Annotated in this window: 14 protein-coding genes; 10 read left to right on the forward strand and 4 right to left on the reverse strand. The window is 35.0% G+C overall.

Annotated elements, in window-relative coordinates; translation table 11 throughout:
- On the forward strand, positions 1-185 hold a 185-nt coding region (locus tag IV513_RS12330), incomplete at its 5' end, for a hypothetical protein (RefSeq protein ID WP_209390869.1).
- A 250-nt stretch (positions 186-435) separates the two neighbouring features.
- Here IV513_RS12330 and yidC read toward each other — a convergent pair.
- The 3 genes from yidC to IV513_RS12345 form a co-directional block, all read right to left on the reverse strand.
- Positions 436-2,247 (reverse strand): membrane protein insertase YidC, encoded by a 1,812-nt coding sequence (gene yidC, locus IV513_RS12335; RefSeq protein ID WP_209390870.1) that lies wholly within the window; start codon positions 2,245-2,247, stop codon positions 436-438.
- Between the two features lie 248 nt (positions 2,248-2,495).
- Positions 2,496-4,103, reverse strand: a complete 1,608-nt coding sequence (locus IV513_RS12340; protein WP_209390871.1) for a CTP synthase — start codon at positions 4,101-4,103, stop codon at positions 2,496-2,498.
- Between the two features lie 134 nt (positions 4,104-4,237).
- On the reverse strand, positions 4,238-4,807 hold the full coding sequence (locus IV513_RS12345) for a YceI family protein (protein WP_209390872.1): 570 nt from the start codon (positions 4,805-4,807) through the stop codon (positions 4,238-4,240).
- 233 nt (positions 4,808-5,040) lie between these two features.
- On the opposite strand from IV513_RS12345, the gene IV513_RS12350 reads away from it, so the two are divergent.
- From IV513_RS12350 to IV513_RS12365, 4 genes are all read left to right on the forward strand, one after another.
- Positions 5,041-6,033: a 2,3-butanediol dehydrogenase gene (locus IV513_RS12350; protein WP_245168937.1), complete on the forward strand. Its 993-nt coding sequence runs from the start codon at positions 5,041-5,043 to the stop codon at positions 6,031-6,033.
- 267 nt (positions 6,034-6,300) lie between these two features.
- Entirely contained in the window at positions 6,301-7,650 is a 1,350-nt protein-coding gene (radA, locus tag IV513_RS12355; protein WP_209390873.1) for a DNA repair protein RadA, read from the forward strand.
- A 112-nt stretch (positions 7,651-7,762) separates the two neighbouring features.
- Positions 7,763-9,304: a zinc-dependent metalloprotease gene (locus tag IV513_RS12360; protein ID WP_209390874.1), complete on the forward strand. Its 1,542-nt coding sequence runs from the start codon at positions 7,763-7,765 to the stop codon at positions 9,302-9,304.
- Between the two features lie 84 nt (positions 9,305-9,388).
- Complete coding sequence (locus IV513_RS12365; RefSeq protein ID WP_209390875.1) at positions 9,389-9,982, forward strand: ACP phosphodiesterase; 594 nt, start codon at positions 9,389-9,391, stop codon at positions 9,980-9,982.
- Positions 9,983-9,985: 3 nt separating this feature from the next.
- Here IV513_RS12365 and IV513_RS12370 read toward each other — a convergent pair whose 3' ends face one another.
- A complete protein-coding gene (locus IV513_RS12370; protein WP_209390876.1) occupies positions 9,986-10,486 on the reverse strand; it encodes a DUF6702 family protein in 501 nt (166 codons plus the stop codon).
- A 77-nt stretch (positions 10,487-10,563) separates the two neighbouring features.
- Between IV513_RS12370 and IV513_RS12375 the strand changes: the two genes are divergently transcribed.
- From IV513_RS12375 to IV513_RS12395, 5 genes are all read left to right on the forward strand, one after another.
- Positions 10,564-11,139, forward strand: a complete 576-nt coding sequence (locus IV513_RS12375) for a HupE/UreJ family protein (protein WP_209390877.1) — start codon at positions 10,564-10,566, stop codon at positions 11,137-11,139.
- 66 nt (positions 11,140-11,205) lie between these two features.
- Positions 11,206-13,584: a M1 family metallopeptidase gene (locus IV513_RS12380; protein ID WP_209390878.1), complete on the forward strand. Its 2,379-nt coding sequence runs from the start codon at positions 11,206-11,208 to the stop codon at positions 13,582-13,584.
- 163 nt (positions 13,585-13,747) lie between these two features.
- On the forward strand, positions 13,748-14,026 hold the full coding sequence (gene groES / locus IV513_RS12385) for a co-chaperone GroES (RefSeq protein WP_072998155.1): 279 nt from the start codon (positions 13,748-13,750) through the stop codon (positions 14,024-14,026).
- 104 nt (positions 14,027-14,130) lie between these two features.
- Complete coding sequence (gene groL / locus IV513_RS12390; protein WP_209390879.1) at positions 14,131-15,753, forward strand: chaperonin GroEL; 1,623 nt, start codon at positions 14,131-14,133, stop codon at positions 15,751-15,753.
- A gap of 244 nt (positions 15,754-15,997) precedes the next feature.
- Positions 15,998-16,834 (forward strand): acyltransferase, encoded by an 837-nt coding sequence (locus tag IV513_RS12395; RefSeq protein ID WP_209390880.1) that lies wholly within the window; start codon positions 15,998-16,000, stop codon positions 16,832-16,834.
- Positions 16,835-16,898 lie beyond the last annotated feature (64 nt).

Here is a 16,898-nt window from a genome sequence, read left to right on the forward strand (position 1 = left end):
AGTTGCTCCTCAGCATTGCTCACTTCCTCTTCCAATCAACCGCAAAATATTACGAATTATTTTTGACAAAAACACCAACTATTTTTGACCACATTACCACAATTATTAATAAAAGGCTGTCTTACTTAGGACAGCCTTTTTTATGTTATAAGAACTTTTTTAAAAGCTTTAAAACTTATGAATAAAGAGAGCTTTGTTAATTCAGTAGATAATATAAATCTGGATTGAATTTATTAATAAAAGCTCAGAATAAAGATGAATTATAGTACCTGAAATCTACTGGTAAAATTACGCCTGCTTGAAGTTTGAGTTTTTCAATAAACTACAAACTTATTTACAATACTCTACACTCATCGTTCATTTTCAAAAAAAAAGTTTCCATGCTGAACAAAAAAAGACCGCCGTAAAATAGCAGTCTTTTTTATAAATCATTTATTATTTCTTTCTCTGTTGCTCCTGAGCTTTTTGTTGAGCCTGTGCATTCTCCATCATTTCTCTCATTCTTTTCTGGAACTTTCCTTCTTTTTTAGGCTGAGCTTTATTCGCCTGAATCTGAGCATGAATTTTCTTTTCATCTAAGATTACATATTTTATAACAAGGATAATTAAAATATTAATCGCATTGGATACAAAATAATACCAGGACAAACCGGAAGCAGAAGTATTTAGGAAAAATAAGAATGTAATTGGGAAAATGTACATAATTACTTTCATATTCGGCATTCCTTCCTGTTGTGGCTGTTGCATGTTCCCGGAAGTCATTACCGTGTAAATTAAGATAACAACGGTACACGCTATAGCAAAAATACTTAAGTGATCTCCTAAAAAAGGAATTTTGAAAGGCAGTTTAATTAAATCATCATAAGCTGTTAAATCTTTTGCAAACCAGAATCCTTGCCCTCTCAAATCAATAAAATTCGGGAAGAAACGGAATAATGCGTAGAAAATAGGAATCTGCACCAACGCTGGAAGACATCCCGCCATTTGATTTACACCTGCTTTTCGATAGATTTCCATGGTAGCTTGTTGCTTTTTCATAGGATCTGCATCTTTGAATTTAGCATTAGCTTCATCAATTTCCGGACGAATAACTTTCATCATTGCACTCAGCTTATGCTGTTTGTACATAATAGGCGATAAAATTAATTTTACGATAATCGTCATTAAGAAAATTACCCAACCTGCTGCAATACCCCAAGATGCAATAAAGTTATACATCGGGATAAAGAACCCTCTGTTCATCCAGCCAATAAACGACCAGCCCAAAGGTAAAATTTCATCAAAATTCTTATCATAAGATTTTAGCAATGGTAAATCTAAAGGTATAAAATACCATGTAAAGTCTTGATTAAGCTCACTTCCATTCATAGGAACAAAACCTTCGAAATTCAGCTTTTTAAGATATTCGCCTTCTTCAATAGCATCCTGATTTCCTTTACTTTGCGTGAAACCACTTTTAGACTCAATAACTGAAGAGAAAAACTGTTGTTTTACACCAATCCAGTTAAGGGTTTCATCTTTTTCATCCATCGTGCTTCTTCCATCGTAATCGTAATCTTTATAATTATTAAAAGCATAAGAAAACTCGGAGTGAGACTGTTCTTGTGCTCTACCTTTTTCTAAGTTTCTAACATTATAATCCCAGATAAAATCTGCTTTATTGTCGGAAGAAACATTGGCAAGCCCCTGAGATTTCACTTTAAAATCTAAAGCATACTGATCTTTAAGTTCTCCCGTGGTATTAATGGTATAAATAAACTGAATAGCAGCACCGTTATAGTTTGCGGTTAAAGTAACCGAATTACCGTTCACCACTGGGGTAAAAACTAAATCTTTTGTATTGATCGTTTTCCCTGTTTTATCTTTGAACTGAAACCCGTAATTGGAATTATTTTTATCGATAAGATACAGCGGAAGGTCTGCTTTATCTGTTTTATGATCGTAAGCTTTGTATTTCAGGAGTTCAACTTTGGAAACCTGACCTCCCAAACTCGAAAATTCTAACTTCAGCTCCTTGTTGGCAAGCGTAGCAGTCTGAATAGAGTTGGGCGTTACATTTGGATTGATATTCGTTGCCTGAGTAGGCTTTGCAGCATTTTGCGCCTGTTCCGTTTTCTGTTTTCCAGCATTTAAAGCTTCTTTTTTTTGCTCATCTTTCTGGAAGTAAAACATAAATCCGAAAAGAACTAAACATAAAACCGCAAAACTGATAATCTGACTTTTATCGAGTCCGTTGTTCTGTTGCATTTTATTTTTATTAAAATTTTTAAATTTAATGAAGTAGCAAATCTGCTCCTTTTTAGAATCGACAAAAATACTGTTTTTTTATCAAAACTCTATACTATAATATGTTGGTATATAATAAACTCAGGCTGAGAATAATCAGTCTGAGTTTATTAGATAACGTTTACAATTCAGAAATTACTTTAATTTTCAAATTCTGCCGGTTTTATGCCTAAGATTTTGCTGAACTGTAAGTTGTTATCATTATTTAGTTATTTTGATGTGCAGGCTTTAATAAATGCCTTAAACAAAGGATGCGGAGTTGCTACTGTACTTTTGTATTCCGGGTGATACTGTACTCCAACGTAAAAAGGATGATTCGGCATTTCTAAAGCTTCTACCAAGCCAGTTTCCGGGTTTGTTCCTGTGGCTAAGAATCCATTTTTTTCAAACTCATCCATATACTCGCTGTTGAATTCGTATCTGTGGCGGTGTCTTTCGCTGATATTTTCCGAACCGTAGATATCGTTTAATGCTGAACCTTTTTTCAAAGAACATTTCCAGGCTCCAAGACGCATAGTTCCGCCTTTTTCTACAACATTTTTCTGTTCCTCCATTAAAGAAATCACCGGATGTTCGGTAGAAGTATCAAATTCCATAGAATTGGCTTTAGAATATCCTAAAACATTTCTCGCAAATTCGATAGTCATAATCTGCATTCCCAAACAAATCCCCAACATCGGAATTTTATTTTCTCTTGCATATTGTGCAGTAAGAACTTTCCCTTCAATACCTCTGTCTCCAAATCCAGGAGCTACCAATATACCCGAAACGCCTTCTAAAGCTTCTTTAATATTTTCTTTCGTTAAATCGCCACTGTAAACCCATCTTACTTTTACCTCAGTTTCCAAATTGGCTCCTGCATGTTTAAAAGCTTCAGCAATAGAAATGTAAGAGTCCTGAAGAGAAACATATTTACCAACTAATGCTATTTCGATAGATTTTTTAGGATTCTGGAACTTTTTCAAGAAAGATTTCCAGTTCTTAAGGTCTGCTTCTTTATCGCTTTTAAGATCTAATTCTTTAAGAACTACATCATCAAAATTTTGTTTTTGAAGGTACATAGGAACTTCATAGATAGTATCCAAATCCTTACATTCAATTACATTGTCCAAAGGAACATTACAGAACTGAGCCAGTTTTGCCCTTTGATCTTTAGGAATTGTATGTTCTGTACGGCAAACCAAAACATCTGCCATAATTCCGCTTTCCATCAACTGACGAACAGAATGCTGAGAAGGTTTTGTTTTCAGTTCTCCACTTGATGCCAAATACGGTAATAATGTTAAATGAATCACCATTGAGTTGTTTTCACCCAATTCCCATTTTAACTGACGTACCGTTTCTATGTAAGGCAAAGATTCTATATCTCCAACAGTTCCGCCGATTTCAGTAATAATGATATCGTAATTCTGTTTAGATAAAATCTTGATTCTTCGCTTGATTTCGTTGGTAATATGAGGAATTACCTGAACCGTTTTTCCCAGAAAATCTCCTTTTCTCTCTTTTTCTATTACAGTCTGATAGATTTTTCCGGTAGTAACATTGTTATTCTGAGAAGTTGGCGAATCGAGATAACGCTCATAATGACCTAAATCCAGATCTGTCTCCGCACCATCTTCGGTTACATAACACTCTCCGTGCTCATAAGGATTCAAAGTTCCCGGATCAATATTGATATAAGGATCAAGCTTTTGAATAGTTACACTGAAGCCACGCGATTTTAGTAGTAGACCAAGAGAAGCAGAAACGATTCCCTTTCCCAAAGATGAAGTTACACCTCCTGTCACAAAGATGTACTTTGTATTCTTTTTACTCATTAGATTAGGTTTGTGCAAAGTTATGGGAAAAAGAAATGCAAAGCAATTTATTTTGAAATCCATAATCTGTTGGACATCAAAAAAAGCTTCCCGAAACCGAGAAGCTTTCACCTAAACCAAATTATATATGAAAATTATTGTTTAACCAATTCAAAATATGCATTTACCTCAACATCTTTTGCAATACCTGCTCCTGTTGGGTCGTATTTAATGTTATAATCTAAACGATTAACTGTAAATTTTGCCTGTACTCCTGCAATTTCTTTACCTTGCTGGTTTTTAGCAATACCACCAAAAGTAACAGGTATACTGATGTCTTTAGTAACATCTTTAATCGTTAATTTACCTTTAAGAGTATAAGACTTATTTTTTCCAACTACTACAGAAACACCTTCAAACTTCATTTCAGGAAATTTTTCTGCGTCAAAAAAATCTGCACTTTTTAAATGCTTATCTCTCATCTCGACTCCTGTGTTTATAGATTGTGTATTTACAGAAAAGTTAAATTGAGCACGATCTAAATTTGCCCCTGGAGTAACAACACTTCCTTCAAACTTATCGAATCTACCTTGTACAAAGCTAATACCCATGTGTTTGATATTGAAATTAACAGAAGAGTGCATTGGGTCTACAGACCATGTTGTTTGTGCAAAAGTGAACATGCTTATTAAAGCAAAAACAAAACTTAATACGATTTTTTTCATTTTTTTAAAATTTTATAGTGCAAATTTACTTCTAACAGCATTCTAAAACATTGATCTATGATAAGTATATTTTTTATTTTCATTTCTATGAAATATACAAATCTTTTCCCAGATTCCTGAACCAAGAAACTTGATATATTTCACCCTACAAACCTTCTGATTTCCAAAACAATTAAAGAAATTTCACTTTATATTGACTAATTTTGTTAGAGAAAAAAATCAAATAAACAACTATGAAAGCAGCAAGATGGTACGCCGCAAAAGATGTACGTGTAGAAGAAACAGCCGAACCCGTTGTAGGCACAAAACAAATTAAGATTGAAGTAAAATTTGCAGGAATTTGTGGTTCAGATTTACATGAATATGTACACGGACCCAATCTTATCCCTTCAACAGAACCTTATCCTTTAAACAATCATTTTGGAGTAACCACTTTAGGACACGAATTTTCCGGCGTAGTTACCGAAGTTTCAGAAGACTCTCAAACCGACATTAAGCCTGGAGACAGAGTGGTGGTAGAGCCTATATTTAAAAATCCGAAAAGCCCTTTTGTAAACAGTGGAGAATACAATCTTTCTGAGCCTTTGGGATTTGTAGGTTTAAGTGCCAACGGAGGTTTTGCTCCTTTTGTTGTTGTAGAAGATTATATGGTACACAAAATCCCCGACAGCATGACTTTCGAACAGGGAGCATTGGTAGAACCTGCAGCTGTTGCTGTATATTCTGTTATGCAAAGCGGACTGAAAATGGGTGAAAGCTGCGCAATTTTCGGAGCTGGTCCTATTGGTCTTTTGTGTCTGCAAGCTGCAATGGCTGCCGGAGCTGGAAAAACTTTTGTTATTGATGTTTCAGAGAAAAGACTTCAGAAAGCAAAAGAACTTGGAGCCGATTACATTATTAACGGTTTAGATACCGACATCCCCGAACAAATCCGCAAAATAACAGGATTGGGTGTAGACCGTGTTATAGATGCTGCAGGTGTACAGTCTACTTTCACCAACGGAATGAAAGCCTTAAGAAATGGTGGAACCAACTTATTGGTGGCTTTATTTGGAAAACCGGTAACCTTTGATGCTTTCGATGCAGTTTGTCTAGAAAAAACAGTGAAAGGCGTCATTGCCTATCGAAATATTTTTCCACAGGTCATTCAGCTTATCGATTCTAAAAAAAATGGATGTAGAAAAACTGGTAACACGCAAAATTACCTTAGACAATATCGTAAATGACGGATTTGAAGCTCTGATTAAAGATCCTTCTGAAGTAAAAATCCTTATTGATATAGCCAATAGCTAAAAACTTTCATAGATAATTCTGCAAACCACCTCTTACATTTGTCTTTCAAATAGAGGTGGTTTTTTATTATATACCAATAAATTTCATCATTTAAAATATTTTATCTGAAGAATAATTTCCAAAATACCCAACATTCTATCTGTAAAATTTTTACCTTCTAAAAATTAGAAAATGTAAAAAAAAATCTTCAATTTCGCAAAATGGCAAAACTTAAAACAGCATATTTCTGTCAGAATTGTGGTTCGCAATATCCGCAATGGTCGGGGCAATGCAAAAACTGCGGAGAATGGAATACTTTAGTGGAAGAAATTGTAGAAAAAACCTCATCCAAAACTCCCCCATTTTCCAAATCGAAGCAGCATGTTATTAACATTATCGAAGTTGAAGCAGTAGAAGAACCTAGAATAAAAACTCCTTCCGATGAGCTCAACCGTGTTCTAGGAGGCGGAATCGTTCTTGGATCGGTTACTTTAATCGGCGGCGAACCAGGAATTGGGAAATCTACCCTTCTATTGCAGCTTGCACTCAAAATGAAGAAAAAAATATTCTATGTTTCGGGAGAAGAAAGTGCTTCGCAAATAAAAATGAGAGCAGACCGTTTGGCAGAAATTAAAAACCCCAACTGTTTTCTTTTTACGGAAACCAATCTTGAAAAAATTCTGCATGAAGCCAAAAAACTGGAGCCTGATTTTGTCATTATCGACTCTATCCAAACCTTACAGTCACAATTAATTGAAAGTTCACCCGGAACAGTTTCACAAATCCGAGAATGTTCCAACGAAATTATTAAATACGCCAAAGAAAACAACATCCCTGTTTTTCTGGTTGGTCACATCACCAAAGACGGACAAATTGCCGGTCCGAAAGTTTTAGAACACATGGTAGACGTAGTTCTGAACTTCGATGGCGACAGAAACCATCTTTTCAGACTGTTAAGGGCTAATAAAAACCGTTTCGGATCTACCTCGGAAATTGGTATTTACGAAATGATTTCTCAAGGTCTGAAAGAAATAAAAAATCCTTCTGAAATTTTAATCACCAAAAAATTTGAAGAACTTTCCGGAAATTCGGTTGCGGTAACTTTAGAGGGAAACAGACCGATGCTGTTAGAAATTCAAGCTTTGGTAAGCAGTGCCGTTTACGGAACTCCGCAAAGAAGCTGCACAGGTTTCGATTCTAAAAGGCTTAATATGCTTCTTGCAGTTCTGGAAAAGAGAGCAGGCTTTCAATTAGGTGCAAAAGATGTGTTCTTAAACATTACCGGAGGCATAAAAACAGACGATCCCGCATTAGATTTAGCAGTTGTAGCATCCATTTTATCGAGCAATGAAGATATTGCTATTTCCGAACAGTTATGTTTTGCCGGAGAAATTGGGCTAAGCGGAGAAATTCGTCCTGTGGCTCAGGTAGAACAAAGAATTACAGAAGCTGAAAAATTAGGCTATGAAAAAATTTTTGTGTCTAACCTTAATAAAATTCCTAAAAGAAAATTTGGAATTAAGATTGAAGAAGTAAGCAAAGTGGAAGATTTTCACGAAAGACTTTTTTAAAGGAATTTGAATTTTTGCTGAAAGATAACAAAATCGAAAATTAACAATTGGATTACCTATTTCACCATCACTTATCTATATATTTGTCATTCAATAATTTTCAATTCAAACAATGAAGAATAACATTACTTTTTTGATGCTTTTTTGCAGCATCATTATGTTTTCCCAAAACAAAATATTCCAAAACAATATCGGTGAAAACAGCCTAAATCCTAATCAGAAGATTGATAAAAAGCTTTCTGAAACTTACCTTTCAACCAAATATTATATACAGTCTTCTTTCGATATAAAGTCTGATCTTACAATAATTTTACCTTCCAACAGAGAAATTAAGGCTGAATTTTCAAGAAGTTTTAAATATAGCAATGGCAGCGAATCTTCCGTTTTTACTGTACAAAACGAACCAAATTCTGAATTGGTTCTGTCTAAAGCAGGAAATGCCATAACCGGGATGTACGCTTCTTCGTTGGGAGAAAAAATTATTTTTCATCAGTTAGAAAACAATCTTTTTGCTGTTTCTAAAGTGAGTGAAGCTTCATTTATTCAAAAAGATTCTAATGGAGTAGATTATGTTATGCCCACTTCGGGGATTTCCCAAAAAGTGAATTCAAATGTATGTTTAGATGCTACACCCGTTTGTCCATCTACCACTATTGATGTTCTCATTGTGTATACAACCGATGCAAAGAATGCTTGGGGCGGCGTTTCACAAAGTAACTCTTTTGCAGCAACAGCAATTACCAATTTTAATATCGCTTTAAATAATTCCGGAGTTACCAATATATTCATCAATCTTGTTTATTCTGGAGAAATAATTTATGCAGAATCTGGAGATTTGTCTATAGATTTAGCTAATTTCAGAAATAATGGTGATGGCCAACTAGATGATGTTCATACATTAAGAACTACTTACGGTGCAGATCTTTGTGCCTTAGTTACATCTACACCTACAAATACCTGCGGATTAGGTTATCTTAATACCAATCCTACCAACTATTCTTCCAATATTGCTTTTTCTGCTTCGTTAGTCAACTGTGTGGTAAGCAACTACAGTCTTTCTCACGAAATGGGACATAATATGGGTCTCAGACACGATTGGTATGTAGATTCAAGCACTACTCCGTGCAGCAATTATCATGGTTACAGCAATCAAACCGCTATTACGGGAGGAACATCCAGCACTCCTTCCCAAAGATGGAGAACCATAATGGCTTATAATAACGAATGTGCAAACAGCGGAATTAGCTGTACAAGAGTCAACAAATGGGCGAACCCAGCAGTAAATTACAACTCCGAACCTACAGGTATTGCGGTAGGAAATCCAAACCCTTCCAATGAAGCAGTAGGTTTTTCTAAATTTGCCTGTGTTGTTTCACAGTTTATGCCGACAGCCAATTTGGGAACTTTTGAAGTTGGAAATAAGGATGTAAAAGATTTTAGCATTTTCCCTAATCCCGCCAAGGATGAAATTAATATTTGGATTAAAAATGATGAGTCTTATATTTTTAAAGTCATTAATGTTTTGGGGCAAACTGTGGCTTCGAGCAACCATAAAACCATCAATCTAAGAGGTTTACCTTCTGGAGAATATTTTCTGAATGTTTACAACGATAAAAATACCTTTGTAGCAAGCAAAAAGTTTATTATAAAATAGTTTTTGTTTGAAAATAAACCAAAAAACCTTTATCTTAGTCTGTAAGATAAAGGTTTTTATTTTTTTACAAATCAACATCAATACATGAATTTTCTTGCCCATTCTTTTCTAACCTTTAATGACGGACAAATTGTCGGGCAGTTTCTCGAAGATTTTATCCGTAATAAAGAGCGGTTTAATTTTCCAAAAGACATTCAGGACGGCATTACTCTCCACAGAGCTATAGATACTTTTACTGATGCACATCCTGCCATTCATGAAGCTAAAAAAGTATTCAGTCCTTTGGTAAGATTATACGCAGGAGCATTTGTAGATGTTTCTATGGACTATTTCTTGGCTACCGACTTCAAATTACATTCTTTGAACGGCTGGAAAAAGCATTCTCTAAACGTATACCGCGTACTTAACGAGAATTTACATTACTTTCCTGAAACTTTTAAAAGAATGCTGACTAAAATGGAACAAGACGACTGGCTTTTTAACTACCGTGAAGATTGGGGCATTAAGTTCAGTATTCAGAATGTGTTGAATAAAGCTAAGTATTTGGAAAAAGACATCCCTGTTTTCGAGGCTTTTTTAGACAATAAAAATATTCTGCAAAATTGCTACAACGAATTTTTTCCGGATCTTTTAGCACATGCAAAGGCAGAGAATGCATTGCTGCAACTCCAAAAATAAAATTTAAAATTGCTGAAATACATATCGGTTAGGATAAGTCAATTTTTCACTTTTACGGCTTCCATTTACGATGATATGAACCAAATTGATCTGATCATCGAATAAATTATACAAAAAGCTTACTGCAGCCTCAACTTTTTTGGGGCTTTCTGTTTTTTCAGATTCAAGATAGATATTTACAGATTCGCTGTCTTCTTCGTAACCGATATAATTCACTTTCAAAAACTGATTATTATTTTTAAGTTTAAAATAATCTAAACTGTAATTTTTAATTGCCTCATCGAGCTGACTTTTATATTTCGCATCATTAAAATGAAGAGTTTTGCCATATTTTTTAGATAAGGCATTTTCCAGATCATCCAGAAAAAATCTCCCGGTAACCTCAAAAGATTTGGATTTAGAATTATAATTAACCTCAACCGAGCCAACATGATACGGATGTTTGGATTTTGTAAAAGAGAACAAAAATAAAAGCGGAAGCAAAAAAACAAAAAACTTTTTCATAAGTAGAATACGGTTGCCGTTCAAAATCAGTTCCGAAATTAATCATTATTTTCGTAACCCTAATATTCAAAAACATCATGCAGGACTTTTTATTTTATCTGAAACTTGGCTGGGAACATATTATTTCTCTTGATGCTTTAGATCATCAGTTTTTCGTTTTAGCGTTAATTGCAGTCTACACATCCAAAGACTGGAAAAAAATTCTTGTTTTGGTAACTGCTTTTACCATTGGGCATTCCATCACCCTTGCTTTAAGCATTTTAGATATTGTACGAGTTTCCTCAGATTGGGTGGAGTTTTTAATTCCTTTGACGATTGTTTTAACGTCTTTTGGAAATATTATTAACAAAAACAACAATAAATCCAAAAGCAATTTCAATTATCTGGCATTATTTTTTGGCTTAATTCATGGGATGGGATTTGCCAATACCGCAAGAGTAATGATAGCTAAAAGCCAAAGTATTGCAGTTCCTTTATTAGGATTCAATATTGGGTTGGAACTTGGGCAGATTGTAATTGTTTTAGGTATTTTACTTCTGCTGTTTATTCTTTTAAACGTATTTAAGATTAATAAAAAAGACTGGATTCTTTTTGTTTCTTCGGGCGTTTTTGCACTTTCTCTGAAGATGACTTTAGAAAGAATTCCTTTTTAAGGCTTAAACATTTCTAAATTTTCAACTACTTATTATTATATTTGATAATTATTAAATTTTCGTTTCATGAAACTACCGGTTACTGCCCTTTCAGTATTTTTATATTTTGGTGTTTCCGCACAGCAAATTCAGAATAATCCTGGAAGCAATCACGGAAATAAATTCGAGCAACTGGGAACCATTCTTCCTACTCCCAATGTTTACAGAACAGCTTCCGGAGCTCCGGGCCATGCATATTGGCAAAACAGAGCCGATTACGAAATTTCCGCTTATTTGGATGAAGACAAAAGAAATCTTAAAGGTTCTGAAACGGTTACCTATTACAACAATTCTCCGGATGATTTAGATTACATTTGGCTACAACTGGATGAAAACCAACAGTCTACAGTAAAAAAAGCAGACTATCAGGTCTCTTCTACTCTTCCGAAATCTTTAAATGATCAACAGCTAAAAGTTTCTGAGCTTCCCGTAAAAGATAATGGCTATGGAGTTATTTTAGAAAAAGTTACGGATGCATCTGGAAATTCTTTACTGTACACAGTCAACAAGACAATGATGCGTATTGACTTGCCTAAAAGTCTGAAAAAAGGAGAAAAATTTGTTTTTAAAGTAGACTGGAATTACAATATCCCGAACCGAATAAAAATGGGCGGTCGTGGCGGCTACGAAAATTTCGCAGAAGATGGCAATGATTTGTACACCATTACCCAGTGGTTCCCGAGAATGTGTGTTTACAGCGATTTTCATGGGTGGCAAAATCATCAGTTTACTGGTAGAGGAGAATTTGCGTTAGTTTTCGGGAACTACAAAGTATCTATCAATGTTCCTTCAGATCATATTGTGGGCGGAACCGGGGAGTGCAAAAATTATGATCAGGTTCTTAGTTCAGAACAATTATTGAGGTATAAAAAAGCACAGACTTCTAATGAACCCATTGAAATTGTAACGCTTGAAGAAGCTAAAAAAGCAGAAAAAAACCATTCCAAACAGAGAAAAACATGGGTTTTTGAAGCTAAAGATGTTAGAGATTTCGCTTGGACTTCTTCCCGAAAGTTTGTGTGGGACGGTATGGGAGTTTTAATTCCGGAAAACAATAATAAAGTAATGGCAATGAGTTTCTATCCTAAAGAAGCTTATGGTTTGTACAGAAAATTTTCTACGAAAGCGGTGGCTCATACCATCAAAACATACTCAGAATTTACAATTCCTTATCCATATCCTGTAGCTCAATCGGTGGAAGCAGCCAATGGAATGGAATATCCTATGATCTGCTTTAACTATGGAAGAACCGAAAAAGACGGTACTTATTCCGAAGGCACAAAAAATGGAATGATTGGGGTTATCATTCATGAAGTTGGGCACAACTTTTTCCCGATGATTATCAATTCGGACGAAAGACAGTGGAGCTGGATGGATGAAGGTTTAAATACTTTTACAGAATATTTAACAGAAGAAAAATGGGACAATAAATTTCCATCTAAACGAGGACCCGCTTGGACCATTGTGGATTATATGAAACTTCCGAAAAACCAATTGGAACCTATCATGAGCAATTCGGAAAACATTATTCATTTTGGTCCGAACGCTTATGCAAAACCGGCAACGGGATTGAATATCCTTCGTGAAACCATTATGGGAAGAGAACTTTTTGATAAAGCTTTCAAAACGTATTCGAAAAGATGGGCATTCAGACATCCTGAACCTGCAGATTTATTCAGAACAATGGAAGATGCAAGCGGCGAAGATCTCGACTGGTTCTGGAGAGGCTGGTTTTACGGAACAGATCCTGTAGATATTGCTATAGATAAAGTTACCATTGCAACACCAGATTTCGAAGTTTCGCAACCAGAAAAAGAGATAAAATATAAGGTTGAAAAACCTATACAAAATGAGTTTGATGATATATCCAAACAAAGAAACAGAGAAGATAAAAACATAAGTTTTGAAGTCGAAAAAGATAAAAGTCTTCAGGATTTCTACTATAAATATGACCGTGGCCAGGAAAAAATAGACACCAATAAAGAATATTCTTTTAAATCTGACGGAAATGAATTTTTAGACAAAAAAGATCAAGAAAAGTTCAGAAACATGACTGCATATCAAATTGATTTCACCAATAAAGGCGGAATGGTAATGCCTATTATTCTTGAATTTACTTTTGAAGATGGCTCAAAATTAAAAGATAAATCTTCAGCACAAATTTGGAGACATAATGAACAGAAAGTATCTAAAACCTTTTATTTTGATAAGAAAATAAAATCTATTCAGCTGGATCCAATGCGAGAAACTGCAGATATTGATACCTCTAACAACTTCTGGAGTAATGATGGAAGTTCTGCAGAAAATTCTAAATTCCAAGTATTTAAAGAAAAACAAAAAGCAACCGTAAGAGGCGGAGCCAACGGAAAAGTAAACCCGATGCAGGCCGCTGGAAAGAAAAACTAAATTTTACGTTTAAAAACAAATATGAAAGGATTGTAAATTTACAGTCCTTTTTTCTGCCAAAATTTCCGCTCAACCCAATAAACTCTGCCAAAAATTTCTCTGTTATCTCTTGGCATACATTTGGGGAAAATCACCACAGAAATAATTAAAAATTTATAATAATATGTCAGTAAATTTTAAACCATTAGCAGACAGAGTTTTGGTAGAACCAACTCCAGCTGAAACTAAAACAGCATCAGGAATCATTATTCCGGACACCGCAAAGGAAAAACCACAAGAAGGTACCGTAGTAGCAGTAGGTCCCGGTAAAAAAGATGAACCTACAACTGTAAAAGTGGGTGACAAAGTTCTTTATGGAAAATACTCCGGAACTGAACTAAAATTTGAAGGCAAAGATTATTTAATTGTAAAAGAAGGAGACCTTTTAGGAATAATTGGGTAAAATTTGTAAAAAGTAAAATGTAAAAAGTATTAAGGACTTTTTATTAATCAAAATTAAAAAACCATTGTACATATTACATTGTACATCAATACAAAATCAAAATTATGGCAAAAGAAATAAAATTCGATATCGAATCAAGAGACGCTCTTAAAAGAGGTGTTGATGCATTGGCTAATGCAGTAAAAGTAACTTTAGGACCAAAAGGTAGAAACGTAGTCATAGAAAAATCTTTCGGTGCGCCTCACGTTACCAAAGATGGTGTTTCTGTAGCTAAAGAAATTGAGCTGGAAGACAGAGTAGAAAATATGGGTGCTCAGATGGTGAAGGAAGTAGCTTCTAAAACCAATGACATCGCCGGAGACGGAACTACGACTGCTACAGTTCTAGCACAAGCTATCGTAAGAGAAGGTCTTAAAAACGTAGCAGCGGGCGCAAACCCTATGGAACTGAAAAGAGGTATTGACAAAGCAGTAACGGCTGTTGTTGAGAATCTGAAATCTCAGTCTCAAACAGTTGGTGACAACAATGATAAAATCAAGCAAGTTGCTTCTGTTTCTGCAAATAACGACGAAACTATCGGTTCATTAATCGCTGAAGCTTTTGGAAAAGTTGGTAAAGAAGGTGTTATCACTGTAGAAGAAGCAAAAGGTATCGACACAACTGTTGATGTTGTAGAAGGTATGCAGTTTGACAGAGGTTACCAATCTCCATATTTCGTAACCAATCCAGAAAAGATGGTTGCGGAATTAGATAATCCTTACATTCTTTTGGTTGAGAAAAAAATCTCTTCTATGAAGGAATTATTACCAGTTCTTGAGCCGGTAGCACAAGGTGGAAAATCTCTTTTAATTATCTCTGAAGAAGTAGAAGGCGAAGCTTTGGCAACTTTGGTAGTTAATAAATTGAGAGGTTCTCTTAAGATCGCTGCTGTAAAAGCACCAGGATTTGGTGACAGAAGAAAAGCGATGCTGGAAGATATCGCAATCTTGACAGGTGGAACTGTAATTTCTGAAGAAAGAGGTTTCACTATGGAGAATATCACAACAGATATGTTGGGAACAGCTGAAAAAGTGGTTATCGACAAAGATAATACAACCATCGTAAATGGTGGTGGTGACGAGGCTCAAATCAAAGGAAGAGTGGCTCAGATCAAGGCTCAGATGGAAACTACAACGTCTGACTATGACAGAGAAAAACTTCAGGAGAGATTGGCTAAGTTAGCTGGTGGTGTTGCCGTACTTTACGTAGGTGCTGCTTCTGAAGTGGAAATGAAGGAGAAAAAAGACAGAGTGGACGATGCACTACACGCTACAAGAGCCGCTGTGGAAGAAGGTATCGTAGCTGGTGGCGGTGTAGCTTTGGTAAGAGCTGTTGCTGCACTTAACTTCGAAGGTGATAATACTGACGAAACTACAGGTATCAAAATCGTAAAAAGAGCGATTGAAGAGCCATTGAGACAAATCGTTGCTAATGCAGGAGGTGAAGGTTCTGTAATCGTTGCTAAAGTGGCAGAAGGAACTGCAGATTTTGGTTACAATGCTAAAACTGACGAATTTGTAAATATGCTTGAAGCTGGAATCATTGACCCTACAAAAGTAACAAGAGTGGCACTTGAAAATGCAGCTTCTGTTTCCGGAATGCTTCTGACTACTGAATGTGTTATCACTGAAGTGAAAAAAGACGAGCCGGCAATGCCAATGGGAGGTGGAATGCCAGGAATGATGTAGTAACGTCATTGCGAGGTACGAAGCAATCTCATCTTAAATATATAAACCGTTCAGATTTTTCTGGGCGGTTTTTTTGTTAATATTATCACGAAACAAAATGTCCAAAAATTAGTACATCCAATCCCGTAAAAGCAGTATTTCAGAAAATCAAAAAAACTTCTGTTTTCTTCTCCCAAAATAACATCTGCGAGTTTTATTATTTGGTCTTTCATTTTAATATTTTGTTTTTTTATATCTTTAAGTCATGAAAAAATTTTATTACGTTGATGCTCTTAGAGGTCTTGCAATTCTTGGAGTTATACTTGTTCACACAAATCAAATTGGATTAACTGCAGGCGGTTTTTTAGATCCAATTGTAAATCATGGAGCACGAGGTGTACAACTTTTTTTTGTTGCTAGCGCGTTTACTCTTTTTCTCTCAAAAGATAATCGCGACGAAGACAAGCATAAAACCATTTCTTTTTTTATCCGTAGATTTTTTAGAATTGCACCAATGTTCTATTTAGCAATTGCTTATTATCTATGGCAATACGGTTTCGGTGCTAGATTTTGGCTAGGTGATGAGCCTAGAATAACAGTTTCAAATATCATCTCGAACATTACTTTCACCAATGGATTTAATCCTTATTGGCAAAATTCAACAGTTCCTGGAGCGTGGTCCATTTCAAATGAATTTTTATTCTATGCCTTATTACCACTTTTCCTTTTTAAAACTGTAAAAAATCTAAACTCCGCCGTTTACTTCTTTCTAATTTCAATAGCTTTCTCGTACATCTGCAATACCTATTTATCAACACATCAACTGATTTCGTCTAAAGTTTTGTGGAAAGAATATTTATTTTTTTACTTTCCGTCTCAACTTCCTGTTTTTGCTATTGGAATCATCTGCTTCTATTTAATATTCAAAAAAGAATCTTTTTTATACATCAACCAAACTCCAATTTTAATTTTAATATTATTAGCCTTATTACAATTATCAAAAGGGTTTAAATTCTTCCCAGAGCATATTATTTTTTCTATTGTTTTTGCATTTTTAATGATTACTTTAATTGATTATCCGTTTTTAATCATAACCCTGTAATGTTAGCAATAATAAGCCTTTCAAAGAGGCTATCTCCAAAATATCTTCGATTTAGCTTGTAGAT

Source organism: Chryseobacterium sp. RR2-3-20, from assembly GCF_017808115.1.
Taxonomy (GTDB): Bacteria; Bacteroidota; Bacteroidia; order Flavobacteriales; family Weeksellaceae; genus Chryseobacterium; species Chryseobacterium oryzae.

Coding starts and splice junctions, on each gene's coding strand:
- yidC (WP_209390870.1), bottom strand. CDS start 2,247: ATGCAACAGAACAACGGACTCGATAAAAGTCAGATTATCAGTTTTGCG.
- IV513_RS12340 (WP_209390871.1), bottom strand. CDS start 4,103: ATGAGTAAAAAGAATACAAAGTACATCTTTGTGACAGGAGGTGTAACT.
- IV513_RS12345 (WP_209390872.1), bottom strand. CDS start 4,807: ATGAAAAAAATCGTATTAAGTTTTGTTTTTGCTTTAATAAGCATGTTC.
- IV513_RS12350 (WP_245168937.1), top strand. CDS start 5,041: ATGAAAGCAGCAAGATGGTACGCCGCAAAAGATGTACGTGTAGAAGAA.
- radA (WP_209390873.1), top strand. CDS start 6,301: ATGGCAAAACTTAAAACAGCATATTTCTGTCAGAATTGTGGTTCGCAA.
- IV513_RS12360 (WP_209390874.1), top strand. CDS start 7,763: ATGAAGAATAACATTACTTTTTTGATGCTTTTTTGCAGCATCATTATG.
- IV513_RS12365 (WP_209390875.1), top strand. CDS start 9,389: ATGAATTTTCTTGCCCATTCTTTTCTAACCTTTAATGACGGACAAATT.
- IV513_RS12370 (WP_209390876.1), bottom strand. CDS start 10,486: ATGAAAAAGTTTTTTGTTTTTTTGCTTCCGCTTTTATTTTTGTTCTCT.
- IV513_RS12375 (WP_209390877.1), top strand. CDS start 10,564: ATGCAGGACTTTTTATTTTATCTGAAACTTGGCTGGGAACATATTATT.
- IV513_RS12380 (WP_209390878.1), top strand. CDS start 11,206: ATGAAACTACCGGTTACTGCCCTTTCAGTATTTTTATATTTTGGTGTT.
- groES (WP_072998155.1), top strand. CDS start 13,748: ATGTCAGTAAATTTTAAACCATTAGCAGACAGAGTTTTGGTAGAACCA.
- groL (WP_209390879.1), top strand. CDS start 14,131: ATGGCAAAAGAAATAAAATTCGATATCGAATCAAGAGACGCTCTTAAA.
- IV513_RS12395 (WP_209390880.1), top strand. CDS start 15,998: ATGAAAAAATTTTATTACGTTGATGCTCTTAGAGGTCTTGCAATTCTT.